This is a genomic window from Herbaspirillum rubrisubalbicans, assembly GCF_003719195.1.
Lineage (GTDB): Bacteria > Pseudomonadota > Gammaproteobacteria > Burkholderiales > Burkholderiaceae_D > Herbaspirillum > Herbaspirillum rubrisubalbicans.
In genome coordinates this window covers 3024634-3050177 of sequence record NZ_CP024996.1, presented here as the reverse complement: position 1 = coordinate 3050177, position 25544 = coordinate 3024634, and the positions used below count along the sequence as shown (strand labels likewise).

The 25544-nt window shown below is 62.2% G+C and carries 23 protein-coding genes; 20 read left to right on the top strand and 3 right to left on the bottom strand.

The features are described from left to right. Positions 1-7 precede the first annotated feature (7 nt). Positions 8-1702, top strand: a complete 1695-nt coding sequence (dld, locus tag RC54_RS13655; RefSeq protein WP_174526108.1) for a D-lactate dehydrogenase — start codon at positions 8-10, stop codon at positions 1700-1702. A 13-nt stretch (positions 1703-1715) separates the two neighbouring features. Here dld and prpF read toward each other — a convergent pair whose 3' ends face one another. From prpF to RC54_RS13640, 3 genes are read right to left on the bottom strand one after another with little or no spacing between them, the layout of a single operon-like run. Then, positions 1716-2906 carry a 2-methylaconitate cis-trans isomerase PrpF gene (prpF, locus tag RC54_RS13650; protein ID WP_061789842.1) on the bottom strand — a complete coding sequence of 397 codons (1191 nt, stop codon included), beginning with the start codon at positions 2904-2906 and terminating at the stop codon, positions 1716-1718. Beyond that, positions 2903-5524, bottom strand: a complete 2622-nt coding sequence (acnD, locus tag RC54_RS13645; RefSeq protein ID WP_061789841.1) for a Fe/S-dependent 2-methylisocitrate dehydratase AcnD — start codon at positions 5522-5524, stop codon at positions 2903-2905. The genes prpF and acnD overlap by 4 nt, the downstream gene beginning before the upstream one ends. Positions 5525-5577: 53 nt before the next feature. Next, positions 5578-6300, bottom strand: a complete 723-nt coding sequence (locus RC54_RS13640; RefSeq protein WP_061789840.1) for a GntR family transcriptional regulator — start codon at positions 6298-6300, stop codon at positions 5578-5580. 262 nt (positions 6301-6562) lie between these two features. On the opposite strand from RC54_RS13640, the gene RC54_RS13635 reads away from it, so the two are divergent. The 19 genes from RC54_RS13635 (at position 6563) to RC54_RS13550 (ending at position 25492) form a co-directional block, all read left to right on the top strand. Beyond that, complete coding sequence (locus RC54_RS13635) at positions 6563-7300, top strand: IclR family transcriptional regulator (protein ID WP_058895690.1); 738 nt, start codon at positions 6563-6565, stop codon at positions 7298-7300. 120 nt (positions 7301-7420) lie between these two features. Then, positions 7421-8182 carry a transporter substrate-binding domain-containing protein gene (locus RC54_RS13630; RefSeq protein WP_082686059.1) on the top strand — a complete coding sequence of 254 codons (762 nt, stop codon included), beginning with the start codon at positions 7421-7423 and terminating at the stop codon, positions 8180-8182. A gap of 155 nt (positions 8183-8337) precedes the next feature. Further along, entirely contained in the window at positions 8338-9003 is a 666-nt protein-coding gene (locus RC54_RS13625) for an amino acid ABC transporter permease (protein ID WP_058895688.1), read from the top strand. Further along, the gene (locus RC54_RS13620; RefSeq protein WP_061789839.1) at positions 9003-9776 is read left to right on the top strand and encodes an amino acid ABC transporter ATP-binding protein; all 774 of its coding nucleotides are present in this window, start codon (positions 9003-9005) and stop codon (positions 9774-9776) included. Before RC54_RS13625 ends, RC54_RS13620 begins: the two co-directional genes overlap by 1 nt. Further along, on the top strand, positions 9766-10425 hold the full coding sequence (locus RC54_RS13615; RefSeq protein ID WP_058895686.1) for a HutD/Ves family protein: 660 nt from the start codon (positions 9766-9768) through the stop codon (positions 10423-10425). Before RC54_RS13620 ends, RC54_RS13615 begins: the two co-directional genes overlap by 11 nt. 115 nt (positions 10426-10540) lie before the next feature. After that, entirely contained in the window at positions 10541-11986 is a 1446-nt protein-coding gene (locus RC54_RS13610; protein WP_082803143.1) for a formimidoylglutamate deiminase, read from the top strand. A 12-nt stretch (positions 11987-11998) separates the two neighbouring features. Beyond that, a complete protein-coding gene (hutG, locus tag RC54_RS13605) occupies positions 11999-12799 on the top strand; it encodes an N-formylglutamate deformylase (RefSeq protein WP_058895684.1) in 801 nt (266 codons plus the stop codon). A 219-nt stretch (positions 12800-13018) separates the two neighbouring features. Continuing rightward, positions 13019-13456: a universal stress protein gene (locus RC54_RS13600; RefSeq protein ID WP_058895683.1), complete on the top strand. Its 438-nt coding sequence runs from the start codon at positions 13019-13021 to the stop codon at positions 13454-13456. A gap of 378 nt (positions 13457-13834) precedes the next feature. Then, the gene (locus RC54_RS13595; protein WP_058895682.1) at positions 13835-14260 is read left to right on the top strand and encodes a hypothetical protein; all 426 of its coding nucleotides are present in this window, start codon (positions 13835-13837) and stop codon (positions 14258-14260) included. Between the two features lie 19 nt (positions 14261-14279). Further along, positions 14280-15206: a DUF2145 domain-containing protein gene (locus tag RC54_RS13590; protein WP_231738616.1), complete on the top strand. Its 927-nt coding sequence runs from the start codon at positions 14280-14282 to the stop codon at positions 15204-15206. Positions 15207-15285: 79 nt separating this feature from the next. Further along, entirely contained in the window at positions 15286-16482 is a 1197-nt protein-coding gene (gene nhaA / locus RC54_RS13585) for a Na+/H+ antiporter NhaA (RefSeq protein ID WP_061789838.1), read from the top strand. Between the two features lie 490 nt (positions 16483-16972). Next, on the top strand, positions 16973-17104 hold the full coding sequence (locus RC54_RS25885; protein ID WP_017453549.1) for a hypothetical protein: 132 nt from the start codon (positions 16973-16975) through the stop codon (positions 17102-17104). 419 nt (positions 17105-17523) lie between these two features. Continuing rightward, entirely contained in the window at positions 17524-18468 is a 945-nt protein-coding gene (locus RC54_RS13580; protein ID WP_017453548.1) for a sugar ABC transporter substrate-binding protein, read from the top strand. Between the two features lie 91 nt (positions 18469-18559). Then, the gene (locus RC54_RS13575; RefSeq protein ID WP_061789837.1) at positions 18560-20128 is read left to right on the top strand and encodes a sugar ABC transporter ATP-binding protein; all 1569 of its coding nucleotides are present in this window, start codon (positions 18560-18562) and stop codon (positions 20126-20128) included. 50 nt (positions 20129-20178) lie between these two features. Beyond that, positions 20179-21162 (top strand): ABC transporter permease, encoded by a 984-nt coding sequence (locus RC54_RS13570; RefSeq protein WP_017453546.1) that lies wholly within the window; start codon positions 20179-20181, stop codon positions 21160-21162. A 12-nt stretch (positions 21163-21174) separates the two neighbouring features. Beyond that, positions 21175-22188 carry a LacI family DNA-binding transcriptional regulator gene (locus tag RC54_RS13565; RefSeq protein ID WP_061789836.1) on the top strand — a complete coding sequence of 338 codons (1014 nt, stop codon included), beginning with the start codon at positions 21175-21177 and terminating at the stop codon, positions 22186-22188. A 16-nt stretch (positions 22189-22204) separates the two neighbouring features. After that, positions 22205-23104 (top strand): ribokinase, encoded by a 900-nt coding sequence (rbsK, locus tag RC54_RS13560; RefSeq protein ID WP_061789835.1) that lies wholly within the window; start codon positions 22205-22207, stop codon positions 23102-23104. Between the two features lie 20 nt (positions 23105-23124). After that, the gene (rbsD, locus tag RC54_RS13555) at positions 23125-23517 is read left to right on the top strand and encodes a D-ribose pyranase (protein ID WP_058895677.1); all 393 of its coding nucleotides are present in this window, start codon (positions 23125-23127) and stop codon (positions 23515-23517) included. 229 nt (positions 23518-23746) lie between these two features. After that, positions 23747-25492, top strand: a complete 1746-nt coding sequence (locus RC54_RS13550; protein ID WP_061789834.1) for a methyl-accepting chemotaxis protein — start codon at positions 23747-23749, stop codon at positions 25490-25492. The last annotated feature ends 52 nt before the right edge of the window (positions 25493-25544 follow it).

Here is a 25544-nt window from a genome sequence, read left to right as displayed (position 1 = left end):
GCAGAGGATGGCGTTGAGGGAAACATTGATAGAGGGGCTTTGCGAGATCGTCGGCCAGGCCCACGTCTTGACCAGCGCTGCGGCCAAACGCCGTTACTGTCGCGGTTATCGCTATGGTCGCGGCGAAGCCCTGGCCGTGGTGCGGCCGGGCAGCCTGCGCCAGATGTGGCAGGTGCTGCAGGCCTGCCACCAGGCCGATGTCATCGTGATCTGCCAGGCCGCCAATACCGGCTTGACCGGAGGCTCGACGCCTGTCGAAGAGGGCTATGACCGGCCGGTGATTGTGCTCAATACCTTGCGGTTGCGGCGGCTGGACTTGCTCGAGCAGGGGCGGCAGGTCCTGACCCAGCCGGGCGTGACGCTGGATCAACTAGAACGCAGGCTCAAACCGCTGGGGCGCGAGCCTCACTCGGTGATCGGCTCCAGTTGCATGGGGGCGTCGGTCACCGGGGGCATCTGCAACAACTCGGGGGGGGCACTGATCCGGCGCGGCCCGGCTTATACACAACTGGCCTTGTATGCCCAGGTCGATGCCCAGGGCCGGCTGCAACTGGTCAATCACCTCGGTCTGGGGTTGGGCGATACCCCCGAGGAAATCCTGGGGCGACTCGATCGTGGAGAGCTTCCTGAAGGCGCTGGTGCCTGCGACTGTGGTGGACGTCATGCCTCCGATCAGGAATATGGCCAGCACGTGCGTGATGTCGACGCGCCCACGCCGGCCCGCTACAACGCCGATCCGCGCCGGCTGTACGAAGCGTCGGGTTCGGCCGGTCATGTGGTGGTGTTTGCGCTGCGGCTCGATATCTTCCCGGCGGATGACGCGCCCACCGTGTTCTACATCGGCAGCAATGACCCGGCCGAGCTGGAAGCCATCCGGCGTACCTTGCTGCAGCACGCTGTGCACCTGCCGATTGCCGGTGAATACATGCACCGTTCTGCCTTCGAAGCCAGCGAGCGCTATGGCAAGGACTTGTTCCTGTTCATCCAGCGCTTTGGCACCGAGCGCCTGATGCAGGCCTATGCCCTGAAAAGCCGGGTCGATGCCTGGCTGGAGCGGCTGGGCCTGCGTGCTGGCACCAGCGACCGTATCCTGCAGCGGCTTGCGCACTGGCTGCCACCGCATTTGCCTCCACGGCTAGCCGTCTATCGCGATGGCTATGAACATCATCTGCTGCTGAAGATGAGCCAGCAGGGCGCCGACTATGCACGTGGCGTGCTGCAGGCCCGCTTTCCTTCGGCCAGCGGTGATTTCTTCGAATGTGAAGCAGGGGAAGGGCAGGCGGCTTTCCTGAACCGCTTCGTGGTGGGCGCGGCCATCGTGCGTTATCGCGCCGTGCATGAGCGGGAGGTGGAGGATATCGTGGCGCTGGACATCGCCTTGCCGCGCAATACGATCGATTGGTTCGAGCGCTTGCCGCCCGAGATTGCGGACAAGATCCGATTCACGATGTACTGCGGGCATTTCTTCTGCCATGTGATGCATCAGGAATACCTGGTCAACAAGGGTGAAGATTGCGAGACGCTCAAGCAGGCGATCCTGGCGCTGCTTGAGGCCAAGGGGGCCAAGTACCCGGCCGAACACAATGTGGGACATCAATACCGGGCCGAGCCTGCGCTGGAAGCCTTCTATCGCAGGCTGGACCCGACCAACAGCTTCAATCCGGGCATCGGCAAGACCTCGCGCCGCAAGCATTGGCGCTAGGGAGTTTCCGAGCTCAGAAAGCGTCGCCCGGCACCCGTACCCAGCCTTCCATCAGCACCCGGGCGCTGCGGCTCATGATGGCCTTGGTGACCACCCACTGGCCTTCTTCCAGCTTGGCTTGCGCGCCCACGCGCAGGGTGCCGGAAGGGTGGCCGAAGCGCACGCTGTTGCGCTCCCCTCCACCTGCGGCCAGGTTCACCAGCGTGCCAGGAATGGCCGCTGCGGTACCGATGGCCACTGCCGCCGTGCCCATCATGGCGTGGTGCAGCTTGCCCATGGACATGGCGCGCACCAGCACATCGGTGTCTTGCACGGTGACCGTCTTGCCGCTGGAGGAAACATATTCCTTGGGTGGAGCCACGAAGGCCACTTTGGGCGTGTGCTGGCGGGTGGCCGCTTCTTCCACCTTGCTGATGAGCCCCATGCGGATCGCGCCATGGGCGCGGATGGTCTCGAAGCGGGCCAGCGCGGCCGGGTCGCTGTTGATGGCGTCCTGCAGTTCGGTGCCGGTGTAACCGATCTCTTCCGCATTGAGGAAGATGGTAGGGATGCCGGCATTGATCATGGTGGCCTGGAAGCTGCCCACGCCGGGCACCTCCAGGGTATCGACCACATTCCCGGTGGGGAACATGGCACCGCCTGCACCTTCTTCTTCGGCAGCGGGGTCCATGAATTCCAGTTGCACCTCGGCCGCGGGGAAGGTCACGCCATCCAGTTCGAAATCGCCGGTTTCCTGCACCTGGCCGCCACGCATCGGCACGTGGGCCACGATGGTCTTGCCGATGTTGGCTTGCCAGATGGTGATGACGGCCACGCCATCCTGCGGCAACTTGGACGGATCCAGCAACCCGGCGGAAATCGCGAAAGGCCCGACGGCGGCCGACAGGTTGCCGCAGTTGCCGCTCCAGTCCACGAAATCCTTGTCGATGGAGACCTGGCCGAACAGGTAGTCGACGTCATGGCCAGCACGCTCGCTGCGCGCGATGATGACGGTCTTGCTGGTGCTGGAGGTGGCGCCGCCCATGCCATCGATCTGCTTGCCGTAGGGATCGGGGCTACCGATCACCCGTTGCAGCAACTTGTCGCGGGCGCGGCCCGGGACGCGGGCGGCTTGGGGCAGGTCATCGAGCTTGAAGAAGACGCCCTTGCTGGTGCCGCCACGCATGTAGGTGGCGGGAATGCGGATCTGGGGGACTTGGCTCATGCTTGTTCCTTGGCGTTCTGGCCGGCGTTGGCGGAGGCTTCCAGGAAGTCCTGGGCGAAGCGTTGCAGCACGCCACCGGCTTCATAGATCGAGACTTCTTCGGCGGTATCGAGGCGGCAGGTGACCGGTACTTCCACCCGCTCGCCATTCTTGCGATGGATCACCAGCGTCAGGTCGGCGCGCGGACGGCGTTGGCCGATGACGTCATAGGTTTCGGTGCCATCGATGGCATAGGTGTTGCGGTTTTCACCAGGCTTGAATTCCAGCGGCAGCACGCCCATGCCGATCAGGTTGGTGCGGTGGATGCGTTCGAAGCCTTCGGCCACGATAGCTTCCACCCCGGCCAGGCGCACGCCCTTGGCGGCCCAGTCGCGGGACGAACCCTGGCCGTAGTCGGCGCCGGCGATGATGATCAGGGGCTGCTTGCGCTCCATGTAGGTTTCGATGGTTTCCCACATGCGCATGACACGGCCTTCCGGCTCCAGCCGCGCCAGGGAGCCTTGCTGCACGCTGCCGTCGGCTTTCTTCACCATTTCGTTGAACAGCTTGGGGTTGGCAAAGGTGGCGCGCTGCGCGGTCAGGTGGTCGCCCCGGTGGGTGGCGTAGGAATTGAAGTCTTCTTCCGGCAAGCCCATCTTGGCCAGGTATTCGCCCGCTGCGCTGTCGAGCAGGATGGCGTTGGAGGGCGAGAGATGGTCGGTGGTGATGTTGTCACCCAGCACGGCCAGCGGACGCATTCCCGTCAAGGTGCGCGCACCGGCCAGCGCGCCTTCCCAGTAGGGCGGGCGGCGGATGTAGGTGCTCTGGGCACGCCAGTCGTACAGCGGGCTGACCGACTGGCTGCGGTCCACGCGGGCGGCGAACATGGGGGTGTAGACATTGCGGAACTGTTGCGGCTTGACGGCAGCCGCGACCACGGCGTCGATTTCTTCATCGCTGGGCCAGATATCCTTCAGGCGGATTTCGCGGCCCTCGGCGGTGACGCCCAGCACGTCCTGTTCGATGTCGAAACGGATGGTGCCAGCAATGGCATAGGCCACCACCAGCGGCGGCGAGGCCAGGAAGGCCTGCTTGGCATAGGGGTGGATGCGGCCATCGAAGTTGCGATTGCCGGACAGCACGGCGGTGCTGTAGAGGTCGCGGTCGATGATTTCCTGCTGGATCTTCGGGTCAAGCGCGCCGGACATGCCGTTGCAGGTGGTGCAGGCAAAGGCGACGATGCCAAAGCCCAGCTTTTCCAGGTCGGCGGTCAGGCCGGCTTCTTCCAGGTAGAGTTCGACCGCCTTGGAGCCAGGCGCCAGCGAACTCTTCACCCAGGGCTTGCGGGCCAGGCCCAGGCGATTGGCATTGCGCGCCAGCAGGGCCGCCGCGATCACGTTGCGCGGGTTGCTGGTATTGGTGCAGCTGGTGATGGCGGCGATGATGACGGCGCCATCGGGCATCTTGCCGGGTTCGTTCTCGACCTTGCCGGCGATGCCTTGTGCGGCCAGTTCGGACACCGGCAGGCGCTTGTGCGGATTGCTCGGGCCAGCCAAGGTGCGGACCACGGTGGAGAGGTCGAAGCGCAGCACGCGCTCGTACTCGGCCTTGCTGAGGCTATCGGACCAGAGGCCGGCCTCCTTGGCATAGGTTTCCACCAGCTTGACCTGTTCATCTTCGCGGCCGGTCAGCTTCAGGTAGTCGATGGTCTGCTGGTCGATCGAGAACATGGCCGCCGTCGCACCATATTCCGGGGCCATGTTGGAGATGGTGGCGCGGTCCCCCAGCGTCAGGCTGGCTGCGCCCTCGCCATAGAATTCCAGGTAGGCACCCACCACCTTCTGCTTGCGCAGGAATTCGGTCAGCGAGAGCACGATGTCGGTGGCGGTGATGCCGCTCTGGCGGCGGCCAGTCAATTCCACCCCGATGATGTCGGGCAGGCGCATCCAGGAGGCGCGGCCCAGCATGACGTTTTCGGCTTCCAGGCCACCCACGCCAATGGCGATCACGCCCAGCGCATCCACGTGCGGGGTGTGGCTGTCGGTGCCGACCAGGGTGTCGGGGAAGGCTACGCCATCCTTGGCATGGATCACCGGCGACATCTTTTCCAGGTTGATCTGGTGCATGATGCCGTTGCCGGGCGGGATCACGTCTACGTTCTCGAAGGCCAGCTTGGTCCAGTCGATGAAGTGGAAGCGGTCTTCATTGCGGCGGTCTTCGATGGCACGATTCTTTTCAAACGCCTGCGGATCATCGCCGCCGCATTCCACCGCCAGCGAATGGTCCACGATCAGTTGCACCGGCACCACCGGATTGACCTTGGCCGGATCGCCACCCATGTCGGCAATCGCATCGCGCAAGCCGGCCAGGTCCACCAGCGCAGTTTGGCCCAGGATGTCGTGGCACACCACGCGCGCCGGGAACCACGGGAAATCCAGTTCGCGCTTGCGTTCGATGAGCTGGCGCAGCGAATCGGTGAGGGTGGCCGGATCGCAGCGGCGCACCAGGTTTTCTGCCAGCACGCGTGAGGTGTAGGGCAGGGTGTCCCAGGCGCCGGGGCGGATCGCCTCCACGGCGGCGCGGGCATCGAAGTAATCCAGGCGGGTGCCGGGCAGTGGCTTGCGGTATTGGGTATTCATGGCGGTTGGCTCGTGTCTCGTTGATGGAATGGTTGTTGTGCGGGGGATGCGGTTCAGGCTTGATCGCGTTGCTGGTCGGGAGCGCCCGGCGCGCCATGGGCGATCTGGTGTTCGATATTGCGGCGCGAGGCGCCGATGTGGCGCCGCATGAGCAGGTCGGCCAGTTCGCCATCGCCATCGGCCAGGGCATCGAGGATGCGGTGGTGCTCGGCAAAGGCCTGGCGTGGTCGATTGGGGGTGGCGGAATACTGGATGCGGTACATGCGCGCCAACTGGTACAGCTCGCCGCAGAGGATGCGGGTCAGAATCTGGTTGCCGCTGGCCTGGATGATCTTGTAGTGGAAGTCGTAGTCGCCTTCCTGCTGGTAGTAGCCGCGGCCGGCCTGGAAGGCTTCGTCCTTTTCATGGGTATCGAGCACCCGCCGCAGTTCGTCCAGTTCGGCCCGGCTCATGCGCTGGGCGGCCAGACGGCAGGCCATGCCTTCCAGCGATTCGCGGATCTGGAACAATTCCACCAGGCCTTCCAGGGTCAGCGATACCACCCTGGCACCTACATGGGGGACTCGCACCAGCAGGTTCTGGCCTTCCAGGCGGTGGATGGCTTCGCGCAACGGGCCCCGGCTGATGCCATAGGTGCGCGCCAGTTCGGGTTCGGAAATCTTGCTGCCGGGCGCGATCTCGCCTTGCACGATGGCACTCTGGATCTTGCGGAAAACGTGTTCCGAGAGGGTTTCTCCCTCGCGTTCTGCGCCGGATAGTGCAATGAGCTCGCTCATGTCATTTTGACTGTGTCGACAATATTTAGGTTTTGATCTATTTAATCATAGCACTTCACCTGAAAAATGGAAGAAGTGTCGACACTAGAATTTTTTAGGCACTGAGCGGTTAAAAAATAGCATGAGGCAATTTTCGTTACAGGTGAGAAAATTCAGCCGCCGCCTGGGAATATATGAAAAAGCGTCTCAAAATTTTTCAATTTATTTCCCCATATGCGGGAATCATTCGCCTAAAGTGAGAAATTAACCTTATATTGCCGCCATGGACTCTCCACAAACATCTACCATCGTTGATCGCGTTCTTCACGTACTCGCCGGCGTGGCCCGTGCCGGCAAGCCCGTCAGTGCCAAGCAGATTGCTGCGATGGTGCAACAACCGGTCAGTACTGTTTATCGCCACCTGGCATCCCTGAAGAAGTGGGGGTTGTTGCAGGAGCACATGAATTCTGGCACCTTTGAGCCCGGTCCGACCGGCGTGCAGCTGGCCTGGGGCTTCGATCAGAATTCCAACCTGATCGGCCAGAGCCGCGAAGAAATCATTTCGCTGGTGCAGCGCAGTGGCGAAAGCGTGGGCCTGCTGGTTCCCATCAATGGCCAGATGGTGTGCATCGCCATGGAAGAAAGCGACCAGCCGCTGCGCTGTTCCTTCGTCAAGGGCCGGGCGCATCCGCTGCTCAAGGGGGCGTCGGCCAAGAGCCTGCTGGCGTTCATGCCACGCAAGCTGCAACAGAAACTAGTGGCGGACCAATTGGGTGACAAGCCCGAGGAAGTCGCTGCGCTGGAAGCCCAGCTCGATGAAATCCGTCGCCGTGGCTATTCCATCAGTGAGAGTGAAGTGGACCTGGGCGTGTGGGGCGTCTCGGTACCCATCATGACCTCCAATGGGCGCCTGGAAGGCACCATCACGCTGATGGCTCCGGCCCTGCGGGTGGGTAACCGCGAACAGGAGCTGGTACGCATGACGGTGGAGTCGGCGCAGCGCATCTGTAACCGTTTTTAAGCCAGCCCGATCGCGCGGTCTGCAGGCGGCGCGAGCTGGACGCCAGAGGTTTTTGTAGTCCATCGCGTCGGCATCCGCCGGCGTCCAGTCCATGTCGTCGTCTTTTCTGAGGAACTCATGATGAAGCTTTGCAAGCTGCTGTGCGCCTTTACTGCCAGCCTGGCCATGATTTGCGCTGCCATACCGGCCGCGCAGGCCGCCCAACCCACTGATAACGTGATCCGCGTGGGGACCGATGCCACCTTCCCGCCGATGGAATTCGTCAAGGATGGCAAGCGCACCGGTTTCGATGTGGAACTGATGGAAGCCCTGGTCAAGACCATGGGCAAGAAGATCCAGTGGGTCGACATCGATTTCAAGGGCCTCATCCCGGGTCTCATTTCCAATCGTTTCGATATCGCTGCCTCGGCCATCTACATGACCGATGAGCGCCGCAAGGTGGTCGCCTTCAGCGATCCTTACTACCGGGGTGGCCTAGCCGTGCTGGTGCGTCGCGACGACAGCAGCATCAAGGTACCGGAAGACCTGAACAAGGGTAAGCGCGTCTCGGTGCAGGTCGGCACCAAATCGGTGGGCTACCTGCGCGACAACTTCCCCGGCGTGGAGCGCGTCGAAGTGGAAAAGAACCAGGCCATGTTCGATCTGCTGGCCACCGGCCGTGTCAATGCCGTGGTGACCGGCCGTCCGGCTGCGGTGGAATATGCCCGTACCCAGCCGTTGGTGCGAGTACTGGACAAGGGCCTGACCACCGAGTTGTACGGCTTTGCCATGCGCAAGGACGATACTGCGCTGGCCGAGCAATTGAACAAGGCGCTGCAGACCCTGCGCATCAACGGCACCTATACCGCGCTCACCAACAAGTGGTTCGGCAAGAGCGAGTGAGTTCCAGCCGCCACGCTGTCTTCGTTGACTAGACCTACGGCGGCTTGACCTGGCTGTGACTGCTTAGCCAGGGCCGCCGATCTCACCCTTCGAACAAACGCCCCCGGCCCGGTCGATGCTGACCGGGAATGGGTTTCCTTTTGCCGGAGCATTTCATGAAACTGGATTTTTCAGGCGTTTGGGACAGTTGGTCCTCGCTGCTGCATGGCACCATGGTGACGGTGGAAATCACCGCTGCCTCGCTGGTGCTGGGCTGTGTGCTGGGCCTGCTGATCGGCTTGGGGCGGCTCAATCCGCAGCGCCGCCTGATCTATGGCCTGTGTACCTTCTATCTCACGCTGGTGCGCGGCACGCCCCTGCTGGTGCAGTTGTTCCTGTGGTTCTTCGGCTTGCCGCACGTGGGGCTGATCCTGCCGGCCTTCGTCTGTGGCATCCTGGGCCTGGGCATCTACAGCGGGGCCTATATCTCAGAAATCGTGCGCGGTTCCATCCAGTCGATCGAGCGCGGCCAGATGGAAGCGGCACGCTCGCTGGGCTTGCCCTATCGCATGGCGATGCGGCGCGTGATCCTGCCGCAGGCCTTCGTGCGCATGATCCCGCCGCTGGGCAATGAATTCATCGCCCTGATCAAGAATTCGGCGCTGGTATCGCTGCTGACCATCGCCGACCTGATGCACGAGGGCGAGAAGATCATCAGCATCACCTACCGCTCGCTGGAAACCTATCTGGTCATCGCCCTGATCTACCTGGTGCTGACTACCGTCACCACGCTGATACTGCGGCGTATCGAAAAAGTCTTGCGTTCGGAAGGGAGGGTGTGATGCAACAGCCCATCGTCGAGGTCAAGGGCTTGCAGAAGTCCTTCGGACGGCATCTGGTATTGAATGGTATCGATTTTGCCGTCGCGCCTAGCCAGGTAGTGGTTATCATCGGCCCCAGCGGCAGCGGCAAGAGTACCTTCCTGCGCTGTCTGAATGGCCTGGAGACCGCCGAGGGCGGCACCGTGATGGTATGCGGCCATGCGGTGGTGCAGAGTGGTCGCATGATGCCCGAATCCAATCTGGACGCCTTGCGCGCCGAAGTGGGCATGGTGTTCCAGTCCTTCAACCTGTTTCCGCATCTCACCGTGCTGGACAACATCACCCTGGCACCCACCTGCCTGCGTGGCGTGCCGCGCAAAGAGGCGCAGGAGCACGGCTTGCGACTGTTGAAGAAGGTCGGGCTGGAACACAAGGCCAAGGATTATCCCGGCACCTTGTCCGGTGGCCAGAAGCAACGGGTGGCCATTGCTCGCGCCCTGGCCATGGAGCCCAAGGTGATGCTGTTTGATGAACCGACCTCGGCACTGGACCCGGAACTGGTCGGCGAAGTGCTGCAAGTGATGCAGGACCTGGCGGCTGAAGGCATGACCATGCTTATCGTCACCCATGAAATGGGCTTTGCGCGCGAAGTAGCCGATGTGGTGGTGGTGATGGATCACGGCAGCATCGTCGAATCCGGCCCGCCCTCGGCCATTTTCACCGATCCGCGCGAGGCGCGTACCCGCAGCTTCCTGCAAACCATGCTGGCTCGCGAGGTGGCGCATGGTGCTTGAGCTCAAGTCGCAACCGGCGTCACAGCTGGCGCAGACCAGCGGCCCGCAGCGGACCAGCGCCATCCAGTTCGTCGGCGAACTGGGCCGCATTGCTGCCGTGCCCTGGAAGAACGAAGGTGGCCAGACCCGTGAACTGTGCGTGGAGCCGCCCGATGCGGATTTCGCCCATTTCGTGTGGCGCGTGAGCGTGGCCGATGTCGGTGTCGATGGTGAATTTTCCACCTTTGATGGCATCGACCGCACCATCGTCCTGCTGGAGGGAGGTGGCTTCACCATGCACAGCCAGGGTCGCCAGGTGCAGGATCTGGTGCACTGCTTCGTCCCCCATGCGTTCCCCGGTGAACAAGCCATCAGCGTGTGCCTGCATGGCGCGCCGACCCTGGATTTCAACCTGATGGTGCGGCGTGAGAGCGCACAGGGCAGGGTGGAGGTCTTGGGTGACATCCAGGAGCGTCGCCTGCCAGCAGCTACCGTGCTGGTCTATGTCGCCCAGGGGGCGGCTTGCCTGTCGGACCAGCATGGCCTACGCCAGACCTTGCGCCGAGGCGAATTTGCCCGCCTGCGCGAGGAGCCGGGGGCAACTCTCCCGGATCTGCTCTGCGCCCCGGACTCGGTGGTGCTGGCAGTCTGCATTGAACGCAAGGGGTGAAAAAAACGTCCAGCATCCATGCTGAAAGCGCCGAGCCTTTCCGGTTTCCATCCGCTGCAAGCGGCCGGGGAGCGCCCGGCATACACTACAGAATCGCCAAAACAAGGGTGAGCATATGGCATCGCTCTGCGAACAAAAACCGCAACACCAGACTGAACAAGATATAGCTCAAGCAGCGCGCGCACTGTTTTGCCCGCTGGCCTTGCTGCCCCAGGGCTGGTGCCGCGACGTCCTGCTGCGCTGGGATGCCAGCGGTAGCCTTATCGAGGTCCAGACCGACAGCCAGCGCGGCCAGGCCGGCCTGGCCGCAGGACCGGTGATTGCCGGAATGCCCAATCTGCATTCGCACGCCTTCCAGCGCGCCATGGCGGGCTTGACCGAAGTCATGGGCAGTCCCTCGGACTCCTTCTGGAGCTGGCGCAAGCTGATGTACCGTTTTGCCCAGCGCCTGCAGCCCGAGCACCAGGAAGCCATCGCCCGCCATCTGTACATCGAGATGCTCAAGGCCGGCTATACCTCGGTGTGCGAATTCCATTACCTGCACCATGCGCCGGGCGGCGTGCCCTATGCCGATCGCGCCGAATTGGCGCTGTGCCTGATGCAGGCTGCCAGCCAGGTGGGCATCGGCATGACGCTCTTGCCGGTGCTGTACCAGTATGGCGGTTTTGGCAGCCAGTCCCCTTCGGGCGAGCAGGCGCGTTTCATCGGCTCGGCGCAGAGCCTGCTGGCCCTGCGCGAACGCCTGTTGCAAGCCCTGCCGGAAAATCCCATGCGGCGCTATGGTGTGGCTCCGCATTCCCTGCGCGCGGTGTCGCCGGCAGGGCTGGATGAATTGGTACAGGGCCTGCGTCGCCAGTCGGGCGGGCAGGATGCTCCCATTCACATTCATATTGCGGAGCAGTGGCGTGAAGTCCAGGACTGTCTGGCCTGGTGCGGCCAGCGGCCAGTGCAATGGCTGCTCTCGCTGCAACAGCTCGATGCACGCTGGTGCCTGATCCATGCCACCCATATGGACCAGGGCGAATACCAGGCGCTGGCGGCCAGTGGTGCCGTGGTCGGCCTGTGCCCGACCACCGAAGCCAATCTCGGCGATGGCGTCATCGAGGCCGGTCAATTGCTGCAATCGGCCACGCCCTGGGGCATTGGTTCGGACAGCAACATCGCCATCAATCTGCGTTCCGAACTGCGCTTGCTGGAATACGGCCAGCGCTTGCACTACCGCCGTCGCAACGTGCTGGCTTCGCCTGCCGAACCGGCTACCGCCGACCGTCTCTTCGCGCAGGCCGTGGCCGGTGGCGCCGCCGCCAGCGGGCGCCCGGTGGCCGGTCTGGCGCCGGGGCAGCGTGCGGATTTCGTGGTTCTCGACGGCGATGATGTCAACCTGGCCGACCGCAGCCCGGCGCAATTGCTGTCGGCATTGGTGTTCTGCGAGCACGATGGCCAGCCGATCCGGGATGTCTATGTCGGTGGTCGCCAGGTGGTCGCGGCCGGCCATCATCCCTTGCAGGAAAGCGCCCGCGAGGCCTACCGCCAGGCAGTGGTCGATCTGTTGAAGGATTGAGGAAAACACGTCATGCAGCACGCTATCTTCCAGCTACACCAGGGCAGCACGCCCTTGCTCATTTCCATGCCGCACGTCGGTACGCGTCTGCCGCAGGATTTGAGGCCTGCCTTCAGTGACATCGGTTTGCAGGTCGATGACACCGATTGGCACATCGCTGAGCTGTATGACTTCGCCATCGGCCTGGGAGCGTCGGTGCTGCGTCCCGAGTATTCGCGCTACGTGATCGACCTGAATCGTCCGGCCGATGGACAGAGTCTGTATCCGGGGCAGAACACCACCGGCCTTTGTCCGCAGACCACCTTCGATAACCTGCCGCTGTATCGCCCCGGTTGCGCGCCCGATGCAGCCGAAGTGGCGCGGCGCCTGTCGCTGTACTGGCAGCCTTATCACGCCGCATTGCAGGCCGAACTGGCGCGGCTCAAGGCACTGCATGGCTATGCGCTGCTGTGGGATGCGCATTCGATCCGCTCGGTGATTCCCCACCTGTTCGAGGGCGAACTGCCGGTCTTCAACCTCGGTACGGCCAGCGGGAGCGCCTGCGCCGCCGGCCTGGGCGAAGAGCTGCTGGCGCTGGCGCAGCAACTGGCGCCGCACTCTCCGGCCGTGCTCAATGGGCGCTTCAAGGGTGGCTATATCACGCGTCACTATGGGCAGCCGGCGCAGCGCATCCATGCCGTGCAACTGGAACTGGCCCAACGCAGCTACATGCAGGAGCAGGCCCCCTATGCGCTGCAGGACGACCTGGTCGCCCAGATCAAACCGGTGCTGGCGCAACTGGTGTCGCGCTTCCTGGCGTTTCGTCCTGACTGAAGCCAGGGGCCGGGTAGGAACCGGATGGCCTGCCTCGTGCAGGCCGTTTTCGCTTTCGGGGTAGTCCGCGCAGGGCGCCATTTGATCCAGCGCAAATGCCCGCCTGCCGGGGCGCTGGAGCCCTTGCCGCTTGATACATGTCAAGTCGCTTCACCTGCAAGAGGCTTAGGATGCAGTCATACGAAATCAACGCAATGTCTGTCACCCGCTGAGGTCATCATGTTCAAGAACATCCTGCTGGCAACCGATGGTTCCCGCCTGTGCAATGAGTCCGTGAAGGCCGCGATCGCCCTGGCCAAGAGCTGTGGCAGCAAGTTGGTTGGCTTGTCGGTGGCCGGCAATCTGCGTGCGCTGTCGATTCCTGAAATCAGCGTCGGCGTGGATGTCGAGCGTACCGACGAAGCTGGCCGCGCACGTGCCTTGGCCAGCGTCGAGATGATTACTGCGATGGCGCGCGAAGAAGGCGTGCCTTGCACGGTGCAGGTGGCCCAGGGTGGTCGCCCCTACGAAGAAATCATGCGCGTGGCCGAGTTGGAGCACTGCGATGCCATCATCATGGCCTCCAAGGCACGCTCCACGCTGGGACGCTTGCTTCTAGGCAGTCAGACGCAAAAGCTGCTGGCGCATAGCAAGGTGCCGGTGCTGGTTTATCGCTGATTTCAGGAAAGATGAAGGAATGTGTGCAGTAGCAGCGCACATCGGGCGGTTTAAAGAACCGTCATGAAGGTTTGTGGTGTGGAGGGTCGGGCCGTTCCTGTGGAGAGGGACGGCCCTTTTTTTTGTCCGACGGATTGTCAATGACTGTAAGAATCCATCAATCGATGTTAGTGGTGGTTAGTGGCGGTTAACAGCACTCTGTCCGTGCAAAGTTTTGCGACCTGACTGATCGTGCAGGATAGACTCACGCCCAAAACAGTCCCATGAGATCCTGGTGCATCCGGCTTGCCGAATGTGAACAGGCCCTAGCCATCGCACCACGCAGTCCTCCATGACATGAAAAGATTGAATCAGCCCTGCGCGTCGGCAACGGCGCTTGTGTTCTTGCTTTGCGCTCAGCATGGTCTGGCCAAGGGTCTGTCAACCTCGGTCTCGCTGAGCGTCAGCGGTACCGTGACCAGTGTCTCCGAGAGCTTGAGTGCAATTGCTTCGACCGGGTTGGCGCTGGCCAAGCTGGCACATGGTGCCTACCAGGTGACCGATATCAGGGTCGCCGAGGATCGCGAGGATCAGATGCGACTCTCATTGCGCGCCCAGGGCGATGAGCCACGCCCGGACCTTTACCTGTACCTGACTGCGCATGACTACGCGCAGGTCAATCTCGGCGTGGGGCAAACCGTGACCGCGATGCCCAAGCCCTATGGCCTGGCGTTCTACCAGCGCTACGAGACCCAGCCTTTCGTGGTGGTCCTCAACGATCAATGGATGGGCGATCTTCCTGCCCGGCAAGTGGTGTTGCAGTAACGTTGCCGGTGGCTATTGCATGAGCTTGTCCTGGTGCCGTGCCTGGCTGCTGGCGGTCCTTTGCGTATTATGCCTGGGCGCCATGGCGCCGGCGCACGGCGCCAATCTGTTCGTCTATTGCGACCAGACCCTGGAACTGAGCGCGGCCCAGAAGAACCGCCTGCTACTGCTGGCGGCCACCGTGCGCGATGAACTGCAGCGCTCGGGGGAGGGCAGTGCCATCATCTCGCGTTCGGCCATCAATCTGGATCGCTTCCAGATCCGCTATTCCCATGCCGGACTGGCCATCCGTAATGATTCCAACCAATCTTCTTCATGGCGCGTGCGCCAACTTTTCTACCAGTGCGAGAAAGACAAACCGGATATCTTCGACCAGGGTATCGCCGGCTTTCTGCTCGATAACGATAGCGCGTCCATGGCCTACGTTTCGCTGGTCTTTGTACCGGGGACACTGGGGCTGGAGATGCGCCGGGCTGCCTTGGATGACACCCTGTCCAGCCACCTGCTGGGGCAGCACTACAGTGCCAATGCCTATCCCTTTTCCACCCAGTTCCAGAACTGCAACCAGTGGCTCATGGAGATGCTGGCCTTTGCCTGGGGCCAGTTGAGTCTGAAGGATGATGTGCGGGCCGCAGCTCAGCAGTGGTTGCGCCAGAGCGATTACCGGCCCACCGATATCGAGGTGCAGCACGACTATCTGATGTGGGCCAGCCATTTCATCCCGCTGCTGCACGACGAGGATCACCCTGCGGTCAACTTGGAGAAGAACTTGTATCAGGTCACCATGCCGGCCTCGATCGAGTCCTTCATTCACCGCCGTGATCCAGAGAGCTACCGCGTCGAACTGTGCATGAACGAAGAGCACATCGTGGTTCACCCAGGCTGGAGTCGCATTGCCGATGGTTGCGTGGCCGCATCGGGTGACCGGGTGTTGCCCGTGAACTAGACGGCAAGAAGCCTGGAGAAATACTGCCGCCTTTGTTACAGTCAGGCCTTGTTTTGCAAACGACAACAAGGAGCCGGCATTGACCAAGACCCCTCACCAGGCCCAAGGCGGTAACGCCTTCACCCGATTTTTTGCCCATGAAGCCGCTGGCGGCATCGTGCTGGCGATCGCCGCCGTGTTGGCCCTGGTGGTCAGCAACAGCGGCTGGCGCCAGGCTTACGAGGGCTTTACCCGGATCCAGGGAACGGTCGACATCGGTGGCCTGATCGTGCTCTCTAAACCCTTGCTGCTGTGGGTCAATGATCTGTGGATGGCGGTGTTCTTCTTCCTGGTCGGACTGGAAATCAAGCGCGAATTCGTCGAGGGCGAACTGGCCTCGCGCAAGCAGGCCATCCTGCCCGCTGCGGCAGCCCTGGGCGGCATGTTGGTGCCGGCCGGCATCTACGCCCTCATCAACCTGGGCGACCCGGTGGCCCTGCGCGGTTGGGCCATTCCGGCTGCCACTGACATCGCCTTTGCCATCGGCATCGTTATGCTGCTGGGCTCGCGCGTGCCAACTTCCCTGAAGGTGTTCCTGACGGCGGTGGCTATCATCGACGACCTGGGGGCCATCGTGGTGATCGCACTGTTCTACACCGATCACCTGTCGCTGGCCATGCTGGGGGCAGCCGGGGTGGGCACGCTGTTGCTGCTGCTGTTCAATCGCAGCGGCGTGCGGCGTGCCGATGTCTATATTCTGGTCGGCCTGGTGGTCTGGATCTGCGTGCTCAAGTCCGGCATCCACGCCACCCTGGCCGGGGTGGTGACCGCGCTGGCCATTCCCATGCGTGATAAGGAGGGCGAGCCGCTGGCCGGCGCCCTGGAGCATGGCCTGCACCCCTGGGTGGCCTTCCTGGTGTTGCCCATGTTCGCCTTTGCCAATGCCGGGGTGTCCTTGCAGGGCATGTCGCTGTCCAACCTGTTTGAAGCGATCCCGCTGGGCATTGCCGCCGGGCTGGTGCTGGGCAAGACCGTCGGCGTATTCGGTGCCGCCTGGCTGATGATACGCAGCGGCCTGGCGGCCGCGCCTAGCGGGGCCAGTACACGGCAATTCATCGGTGTGTGCATGTTGTGCGGTATCGGCTTCACGATGAGTCTGTTCATCGGCGGCCTGGCCTTCCAGGGCTTGAGCCCGGATTTCGAAGCCAAGCTCAAGCTGGGTGTGCTGGGCGGCTCCATCCTGGCGGGACTGTTGGGCACGCTGGTCTTGTGGCGCAAAGAGATATCAGCGGCGTGAACATCAGGGCGGTCTTCGTTCTACTGGTCTGACCGATGCACGATGCCGCCCAAAAACATCACAAAATCCCCCAGAAGACACATCGAGTCGTCATTTGGCGACGATTTTCCAACTTTCGGTTTTGCGACGCAAAAAATTAATCAAAAAATAAGTATCTGCACACCGTTAGTGCGTTTTTACCCCTAAAGAGCCCGTCAGGACTGGTCGGCTTTCATATTGCGAAGCCATTGTTCAGGATTGCGCAATGGCGAGCGTAAGCTCTGGCTTGGATTGTTGCTCTGCAAAACAATGTATGCTTTACATCATCTTTTGGCAGTAGCAAGATGCTTGCACGGACTGTCGTGGCGCGGTGTGGAAGGGCACTAAGGCCAAGATTGCTGGCAACAGCATCCGCAGCAAGTCGGGGATATTGTCGTTTAGATATTTCACCCCTTGGGGCCATAAGCCGGGCGAATAACAGTCCGGTCATCAAAAGCTGGAGGAGACAAGCATGAACATGAAACTGGTTGAATTGCTCATGGCCTATGGCGGCCAGGCGCTGGTGTGGTACCTGATGTACGTTGTCGTGGGCAGCTGTGCCTTCGGTGCCTACGTCTGGCGGCGCACTCATTTCAGTCACTGATCCTCTTTTCCTGAATTTCCCGGAGCGAACATCGGCACGCGCCTGATGCCGTGCCGTCGGCGACGCCACGCCGGGACAAAGAACCAGTGCCGGCCTGAAGTATGCCGCCGCCCATCCTGCGCACGGGTGCGGACATGGGAGCGGTGCTGCGCTGGTACCCCGTTAATGTCATCTCACATGCCTTTTTTCTCCCGGGCGGCGGGGAGCATCTTGTTGCGATGCTCTCTGCCGTCTTGCTTTCCAGGGACTGGCAGCCTGCATCAAACTTCCCTTGTACTGAACGCGAGATGAAAAAAGCTGCACCGCAGCTTTATTTTCTGATTTCACGGTGCTATTCTCCCATCCGCGCAAACGTTTGCGCATCGATAACGGCGTCTATTTTCTTGGAAACGCCGGCAACATCAATACTGGAGACCCAGATGAACAAATTCACCCGCCGTCATTTCGCCATCGCCGCTCTGGCTTGTGCAGTTCTCCCCGGTGCCGCCATGGCACAGACCCCGGCCAAGCCCAAGGTGGCGCTGGTCATGAAGTCGCTGGCCAACGAGTTCTTCCTGAACATGGAGAACGGTGCCCGCGACTACCAGAAGGCCAATGCCGGCAAGTTCGACCTGATTGCCAACGGCATCAAGGATGAGCAGGATACCGCCAACCAGATCAAGATCGTCGAGCAGATGATCGTCTCCAAGGTCAATGCTCTGGTGATCGCCCCGGCTGACTCCAAGGCCCTGGTGCCGGTGGTCAAGAAGGCCATCGACGCCGGCATCATCGTGGTCAACATCGACAACAAGCTGGACGATGCCGCCCTGAAGGAAAAGGGGATCACCGTGCCGTTCGTCGGCCCCGACAATCGCAAGGGCGCCAAGCTGGCCGGCGACTACCTGGGCAAGCAACTGCAAAAGGGTGACAAGGTCGCCATCATCGAAGGCGTGTCCACCACCTTCAATGCACAGCAGCGTACCCTGGGCTTCCAGGACGCCATGAAGGACGTCGGCGCCAACGTGGTGACCGTGCAGTCGGGTCAGTGGGAAATCGACCAGGGCAATAAGGTCGCCGCCTCGATCCTCAACGCCCACCCGGACATCAAGGCCATCCTGGCCGGTAACGACAACATGGCGCTGGGCGCCGTGGCTGCCATCCGCGCTGCGGGCAAGACCGGCAAGGTGCTGCTGGTGGGCTACGACAATATCAACGCCATCAAGCCGATGTTGAAGGATGGCCGCGTGCTGGCCACCGTCGACCAGTTTGCCCAGCAGCAAGCTGTCTTCGGCATCGAGACCGCCTTGAAGGCGCTCTCCGAGAAAAAGCCGCAAAGCGCCCTGGGTGGCGTGGTCGAGACCAAGGTCTCGCTGGTCACCAAGTAATACCGACGCTCCTCGCGTCTTCTCTGCAGAGTACCTGCGCCCGCTGCCGGGTGCAGGGCTTTGTTCCTCCCTTCTTGCGCGCTACAGAACCATGCAGCCCAACGATTCCCCCTCCCAAGGCTCGCCCCTGCTGACATTGTCCGGCATTGGCAAGAGCTACGCCGCACCGGTGCTCGACGGCATCGACCTGGATCTGCATCCGGGCCAGGTGCTGGCACTGACCGGCGAAAACGGCGCCGGCAAGAGTACGCTCTCCAAGATCATCTGCGGCCTGGTCGATGCCAGCGCCGGTGCCATGACGCTGGACGGCCAGCCCTTTGCACCGGTCTCGCGTACCCAGGCAGAAGGCCTGGGGATCCGCATGGTGATGCAGGAATTGAACCTGATTCCCACCCTGTCGATCGCCGAAAACCTGTTCCTGGAAAAGCTGCCACGCCGCTTCGGCTGGATCGACCGCAAGAAGCTGGCCGAAGCTGCCCGTGCGCAGATGGAAGTGGTGGGGCTGGGGGAGCTGGATCCGTGGACGCCGGTCGGAGACCTGGGCCTGGGTCACCAGCAGATGGTCGAGATCGCGCGCAACCTGATCGGTAGCTGCCGCTGCCTGATCCTGGACGAACCCACGGCCATGCTGACCAACCGCGAGGTGGAACTGCTGTTCTCGCGCATCGAGCGCCTGCGTGCCGAAGGCGTGGCCATCATCTACATCTCGCACCGCCTGGAAGAATTGAAGCGCATCGCCGACCGCATCGTGGTGCTGCGCGATGGCAAGCTGGTCTGCAACGACGACATCGGCCGTTATTCCACCGAACAACTGGTGCAATTGATGGCGGGTGAATTGACCAAGGTCGATCTGGACGCCGAGCATCGCCGTATCGGCGCACCCTTGCTGCGCATCCGTGGCCTGGGGCGGGCACCGCTGGTGCGGCCGGCCAGCCTGGCCTTGCATTCCGGCGAAGTGCTGGGCATTGCCGGCCTGATCGGCTCGGGCCGCACCGAACTGCTGCGCCTGATCTTCGGTGCCGACCGCGCCGACCAGGGGGAAGTCTTCATCGGCGACAGCCAACAGCCCGCTCGCATCCGCAGCCCCAAGGATGCGGTCAAGGCCGGCATCGCCATGGTCACCGAAGACCGCAAAGGGCAGGGCTTGCTGCTGCCGCAAGCCATCAGCGTCAATACCTCTCTGGCCAACCTGGGGCAGGTCAGCCGCGCTGGCATGTTGGACCATGTCGCCGAAGCCAAGGTGGCTGGCGAGTTCGTCAAGAAGCTGCGCATCCGCAGCGGCAGCGTGGCTCAAGCAGCCGGTGAGCTGTCGGGCGGCAACCAGCAAAAGGTGGTGATCGCCCGCTGGCTGTATCGCGATTGCCCCATCATGTTGTTCGATGAACCGACCCGGGGCATCGACATCGGCGCCAAGTCCGATATCTATCGTCTCTTCGCCGAACTGGCCGCGCAAGGCAAGGGCTTGCTGGTGGTCTCCAGCGACCTGCGCGAACTGATGCAGATCTGCGACCGCATCGCGGTGATGAGCGCTGGTCGCATTGCCGAGACCTTCAGCCGGGACGACTGGTCGCAGGAACGCATCCTGGCCGCCGCCTTCAGCGGTTACGTGGGACGCCAGGAAGCCGCCGAAGCGGCGCATGTGGCCGGCAATACGGCCTGAACCGGGCGCACTGCGGCCCGACTATCAACTGCCAAGAATCAACCACACAGATGCAAACTTCCTCTACCCCCGCCGCCAGCCGGCAAGCGGCCTACCTGGCCGGTGTCAAGAACTACCTGGGACTGATCGCAGCCCTGCTGGCGATGTGCGTGATGTTCGCCTTCCTGAGCGAAAACTTCCTCAGCGCCGCGACCTTCATTACGCTCTCCAATGACATTCCGCCGCTGGTGGTGATGTCGGTGGGCATGACCTTCATCCTCATCATCGGCGGCATCGACCTCTCGGTCGGCTCGGTGATGGCGCTGGCGGCCTCCATGCTTTCCATGGCCATGGTGCGCTGGGGCTGGCCGCTGTATGCCGCCGCCCCTCTGGGCGTGGTGGTGGCTGCCCTATGCGGCACGCTGACCGGCATGGTCGCGGTGCACTGGCGCATTCCTTCCTTCATCGTCTCGCTGGGTGTGCTGGAAATCGCCCGCGGCCTGGCCTACCAGGTCACCAATTCGCGCACCGAATACATCGGCAGTGCAGTGGACGTGATCAGTTCGCCCATTCTGTTCGGGATGTCGCCGGCTTTCCTGTCGGCCATTGCCATCGTCATCATTGCTCAACTGGTCTTGACCCGCACCGTGCTGGGCCGCTACTGGATCGGTATCGGTACCAATGAAGAAGCGGTGCGGTTGTCGGGGGTGAACCCCAATCCCAGCAAGATTCTGGCCTTCGCCCTGATGGGCGCGCTGGCCGGCATCGCCGCGCTATTCCAGGTGTCGCGTCTGGAAGCGGCCGACCCCAACGGTGGCGTGGGCATGGAACTGCAAGTGATTGCCGCCGTGGTCATCGGCGGCACCAGCCTGATGGGCGGTCGCGGTTCGGTCGTGAGCACCTTCATCGGCGTGTTGATCATCTCGGTACTGGAAGCCGGTCTGGCCCAGGTCGGCGTGAGCGAGCCGATGAAGCGCATCATCACCGGTGCGGTCATCGTGGTGGCCGTGATCCTGGACACCTACCGCCGTCGCGGCCAACGCCACGCCCGCTGAGCATTAGCCGCCATGTCGACCATCAAGGATGTCGCCAGGCTGGCCGGGGTGTCCTACACCACGGTCTCGCACGTGCTCAACCAGACGCGTCCGGTCAGCGCCGACGCCCGCGAGCGCGTGCTGGCCGCAGTCAAGGAGCTGGACTACGTGCCCAGCGCCCTGGCGCGTTCCTTGCGCAGCAAGGTCACCGGCAGTATTGGCCTCATCATTCCCAACAACACCAACCCGTACTTCTCGGAATTGGCGCGCGGGATCGAGGACCATTGCTATGGGGCTGGCTACAGCGTCATTCTCTGCAATTCCGACGATGACCCCGCCAAGCAGCGCGACTACCTGCAAGTGTTGCAGACCAAGCGCTGCGATGGACTCATCCTCGCCACCCTGAACCAGGCTGATCTCAAGCCCAACGGCAAGCTCGATATTCCCACCGTGCTGCTGGACCGTGCGCCCAAGGAACTGGACATCGACCTGGTCAGTACCGACAACGCCCTGGGCGGCAGCCTGGCTGCGCGCCATCTGCTGCAATTGCAGCGCCGCCACGTGGCCTGCATCGCCGGTCCCAATGGGTTGGAATTGTCCGATGAACGTGTCCATGGCTTCCGCCAGACGCTGCAAGAGGGCGGTCTGACGGTAGCCGACAGCGACCTGCTGCACGCCGACTTCAGCGGCATCGGTGGTTACCAGGCGGCCATGCATCTGCTGCGAGATCGTGCGCTCGAGCTGCGGCCGGATGCCATCTTCTGCTGCAACGACATGATGGCCATCGGCGTATTGCGGGCCGCGGGTGAATTGCAGATCGAGGTGCCGGGCCAGTTGTCGGTGGTGGGCTTTGACGATATCGAACTGGCGCAATTCGTCCATCCGCCGCTGACCACGGTGGCACAGAATACCCGCAAGCTGGGCAACCTGACGGCGCAGTTCCTGCTGGAACGCATTGCCGACCCCAGCCTGCCTGCGCGCCGCGAAACGGTGGCGCCGCAACTGCAACTGCGGGGCTCGACGGCCCCGCTAAAAAAACCGACCTGAAAACAAGAGAGCACACATGATCGTCATCATCGGCAGCGTCAACATGGACCTGGTATTGCGCGTACCGCGGATGCCCATGCCGGGCGAAACCCTGGCCGGCGACAAATTCATGACCATCCCCGGTGGCAAGGGCGCCAACCAGGCCGTGGCCTGCGCCCGCCTGGCCGCGCCTGGCACGGCTGTGGCCATGGTGGCCTGCGTCGGCGACGATGCCTTTGGCGCCCAGATGCGCAGCTCCATTACCGCCTGCGGCATCGATGACCGCTACATCGACGAAGTCGCTGGCGAAGCCACCGGCATCGCCTCCATCATGGTCGACGCCCAGGCGCAGAACAGCATCGTCATCGCCGCTGGCGCCAATGGTCGCCTGGATGTGGAACGCATCGAACGCGCCCGCCCCTTGATCGAACAGGCCTCCATCGTGTTGTTGCAACTGGAAGTGCCGATGGCCACCGTCATCCACAGCATCGAACTGGCCCATGCACTGGGCAAGACCGTGGTGCTCAATCCGGCGCCGGCACAAGCCTTGCCGCGCGAATTGCTGCAAAAGATCGATTACCTGATCTTGAACGAAATCGAAGCGGCCATGCTGGCCGAGCAGCAATCAGAAGACATCCCGCTGCTGGCCGACAAGCTGCACGCCCTGGGCGCACGCAACGTGGTGGTCACGCTGGGCGAAAAGGGCGTCTATGGTTCTTTCGCCGATGGCCAGCAACGCCACCTGCCGGCGCGCAAGGTGCAGGCAGTCGATACCACGGCGGCCGGGGACACCTTCATCGGCGGCTTCATCGGCGCCATCGCCCAGGGCCGCGACCAGTTCGAGGCAATTGCCTATGCCCAGGCCGCCGCCGCCTTGAGCGTGACCCGGGTCGGCGCCCAGACCTCCATTCCTACGCGCGACGAAGTCGTGCTCTGATCGTCTCGTCCAGGCTCACCATGAAAAAGACTGCCTTGCTCAACGCTGCCATTTCCCAGGTGATTGCCACCATGGGCCATGGCGATACCCTGGTCATCGGTGACGTCGGCTTGCCCGCGCCTGCCGGTGTGCCGGTCATCGACCTGGCCGTGACCCGCGGCGTGCCCGAGTTCATGACTGTGCTGCAGACGGTGCTCACTGAATTGCAGGTGGAATTCCATGTCGTGGCCGAAGAATTGCAGACGGTCAGCCCGGCCTTGTCGGCCCGCATCGATGCATTGGAACTGCCACAAAAGCGCAGCCTGTCGCACCAGGATTTCAAGCAGGCAACTGGCCGTGCCAAGGCTTATATCCGTACCGGTGAATGCACGCCGTATGCCAATATCATCCTGGGTTCTGGCGTGGTCTTCTGACATCTATTTGTTATAAAGATCATGTCTACATCTAGTTGTGTGATGACTACGCGACACTTCACAAAAATAATCCGTCGCAACGGTTGCCGCACTGCATCGGATACCTCATCATTGCCGGCACCAGAGTGAAAGGTTCAGTGGAGTTTTCCCTCGCTGTTCAATAAAAACAAGCTGGATCTTCGAGAGGAATGGAGAGACAGATAACAATGAACAGCATAGAGGAACCAGTATGTTTGCCTATTTCGGTAATCTCAAAGTAGCGGTGCGCCTGGCGGCCGTTTTCGCCCTCATCGTGGGCTTGTTGGCGGTGGTCAGCATCACGGCCTTCGTCAAGATCAACAACATCAATCGTTCGATCGACCAGATCATCAACGACCGCTACCTGAAGGTACGCTGGGCCTTCGACATGCGCGATGGCATCAATGAGCAGATCAAGTATCTGCGTGGCATGGCCATCGACATCAACAATGCCGCAGGCAACGAAAAGCGTTTCGGCCAGATGGAAGTCGCCGTCAAACAGACCAAGGAAGCACTGGACAAGATCGCAGCGCGCCAGGTCACCGCCGTGGGCCAGAAGAAGATCAAGGCGGTCGATGAAGCACGTCAGGTCTTCGACACCAGCAGGGCCGAGCTCATGGCCCTGATCCGTGCCGGCAAGGGTGACGCGGCCAATGAATATGTGCTGCGCAAGATCACCGATGCCCAGAACAAATACCTGGACCTGGCACGTGCCTTCGCCGATTCCCAATCCAGCCAGTTGAGTGCCGAGGGCGCCAAGGCGGTGGAAGATGGTGCCATGGCCATTGAGGTGACGCTGGCTTGTTCAGCAGTAGCCGTACTGGCGTCTATCATCCTCGGTTACCTGATGGCGCGCTCCATCGTCAAACCCCTCACCGAGGCCGTGCGCGTTGCCGAGAACGTGGCTTCCGGCGACCTGACCACCCGTATCGTGCCCCACTCCAAGGATGAGACCGGGCAGTTGATGCAGGCACTGCGCAAGATGAACGACAACTTGGTCAACATCGTCTCCGGGGTACGTCGTGGCACTGATTCCATCGCTACCGCCTCGGGCGAAATCGCCAGCGGCAACCTGGATCTCTCGGCCCGTACCGAACAGCAGGCCGGCTCGCTGGAAGAAACTGCATCGGCCATGGAAGAGATGACTTCCACCGTACGCCAGAATGCCGACAACGCCCGCCAGGCCAACCAGATGGCGGCCTCGGCCTCGCAGATCGCCTTGCAGGGTGGCGAGATCGTAGGCCGCGTGGTGTCCACCATGGAAGAAATCAACCAGTCCTCTCGCAAGATCGTCGACATCATCGGCGTGATCGATGGCATCGCTTTCCAGACCAACATCCTGGCCTTGAATGCCGCCGTGGAAGCGGCCCGTGCGGGCGAGCAAGGACGTGGCTTTGCCGTGGTCGCCACCGAAGTGCGCAGCCTGGCGCAACGTTCGGCAGCTGCCGCCAAGGAAATCAAGGCCCTCATCGATGACTCGGTGGCCAAGGTCGAAGGCGGCAGCCACTTGGTGGCCGAAGCTGGCACGACCATGGAACAGGTGGTCAACAGTGTGCGCAATGTGACCGACATCGTCGCCGAGATTTCGGCGGCCAGCGCCGAGCAGAGCAGCGGCATCGAGGAAATCAACCGCGCCGTCACCCAGATGGATGAAGGAACCCAGCAGAACGCCGCGCTGGTCGAGCAGTCCGCTGCGGCCGCCAAGGCTATGCAGGAGCAGGCTGCTGATCTGGCCAAGGCGATCAGCATCTTCAAGTTGGCCGAAGCGGAGATGAAAAAGACCTCCGCACCGGCCATGGTCCAGCCCCAACCCCAACCCATCCGCAAGCCGGCGACCACCATGCCCAAGGCCAGGACCGTGACAGCGCCGGCGCGCCCGATCGTGTCTGCGCCAGCTACCGCGCCGGCCCTGAAGGCCCCGTCCCGCATCGATGACGATGCCTGGGAAACCTTCTGACCTGCACGCTCCCATGCGGACCCTGCCGCTCCTCTGACAAGCAGGCGGCCAT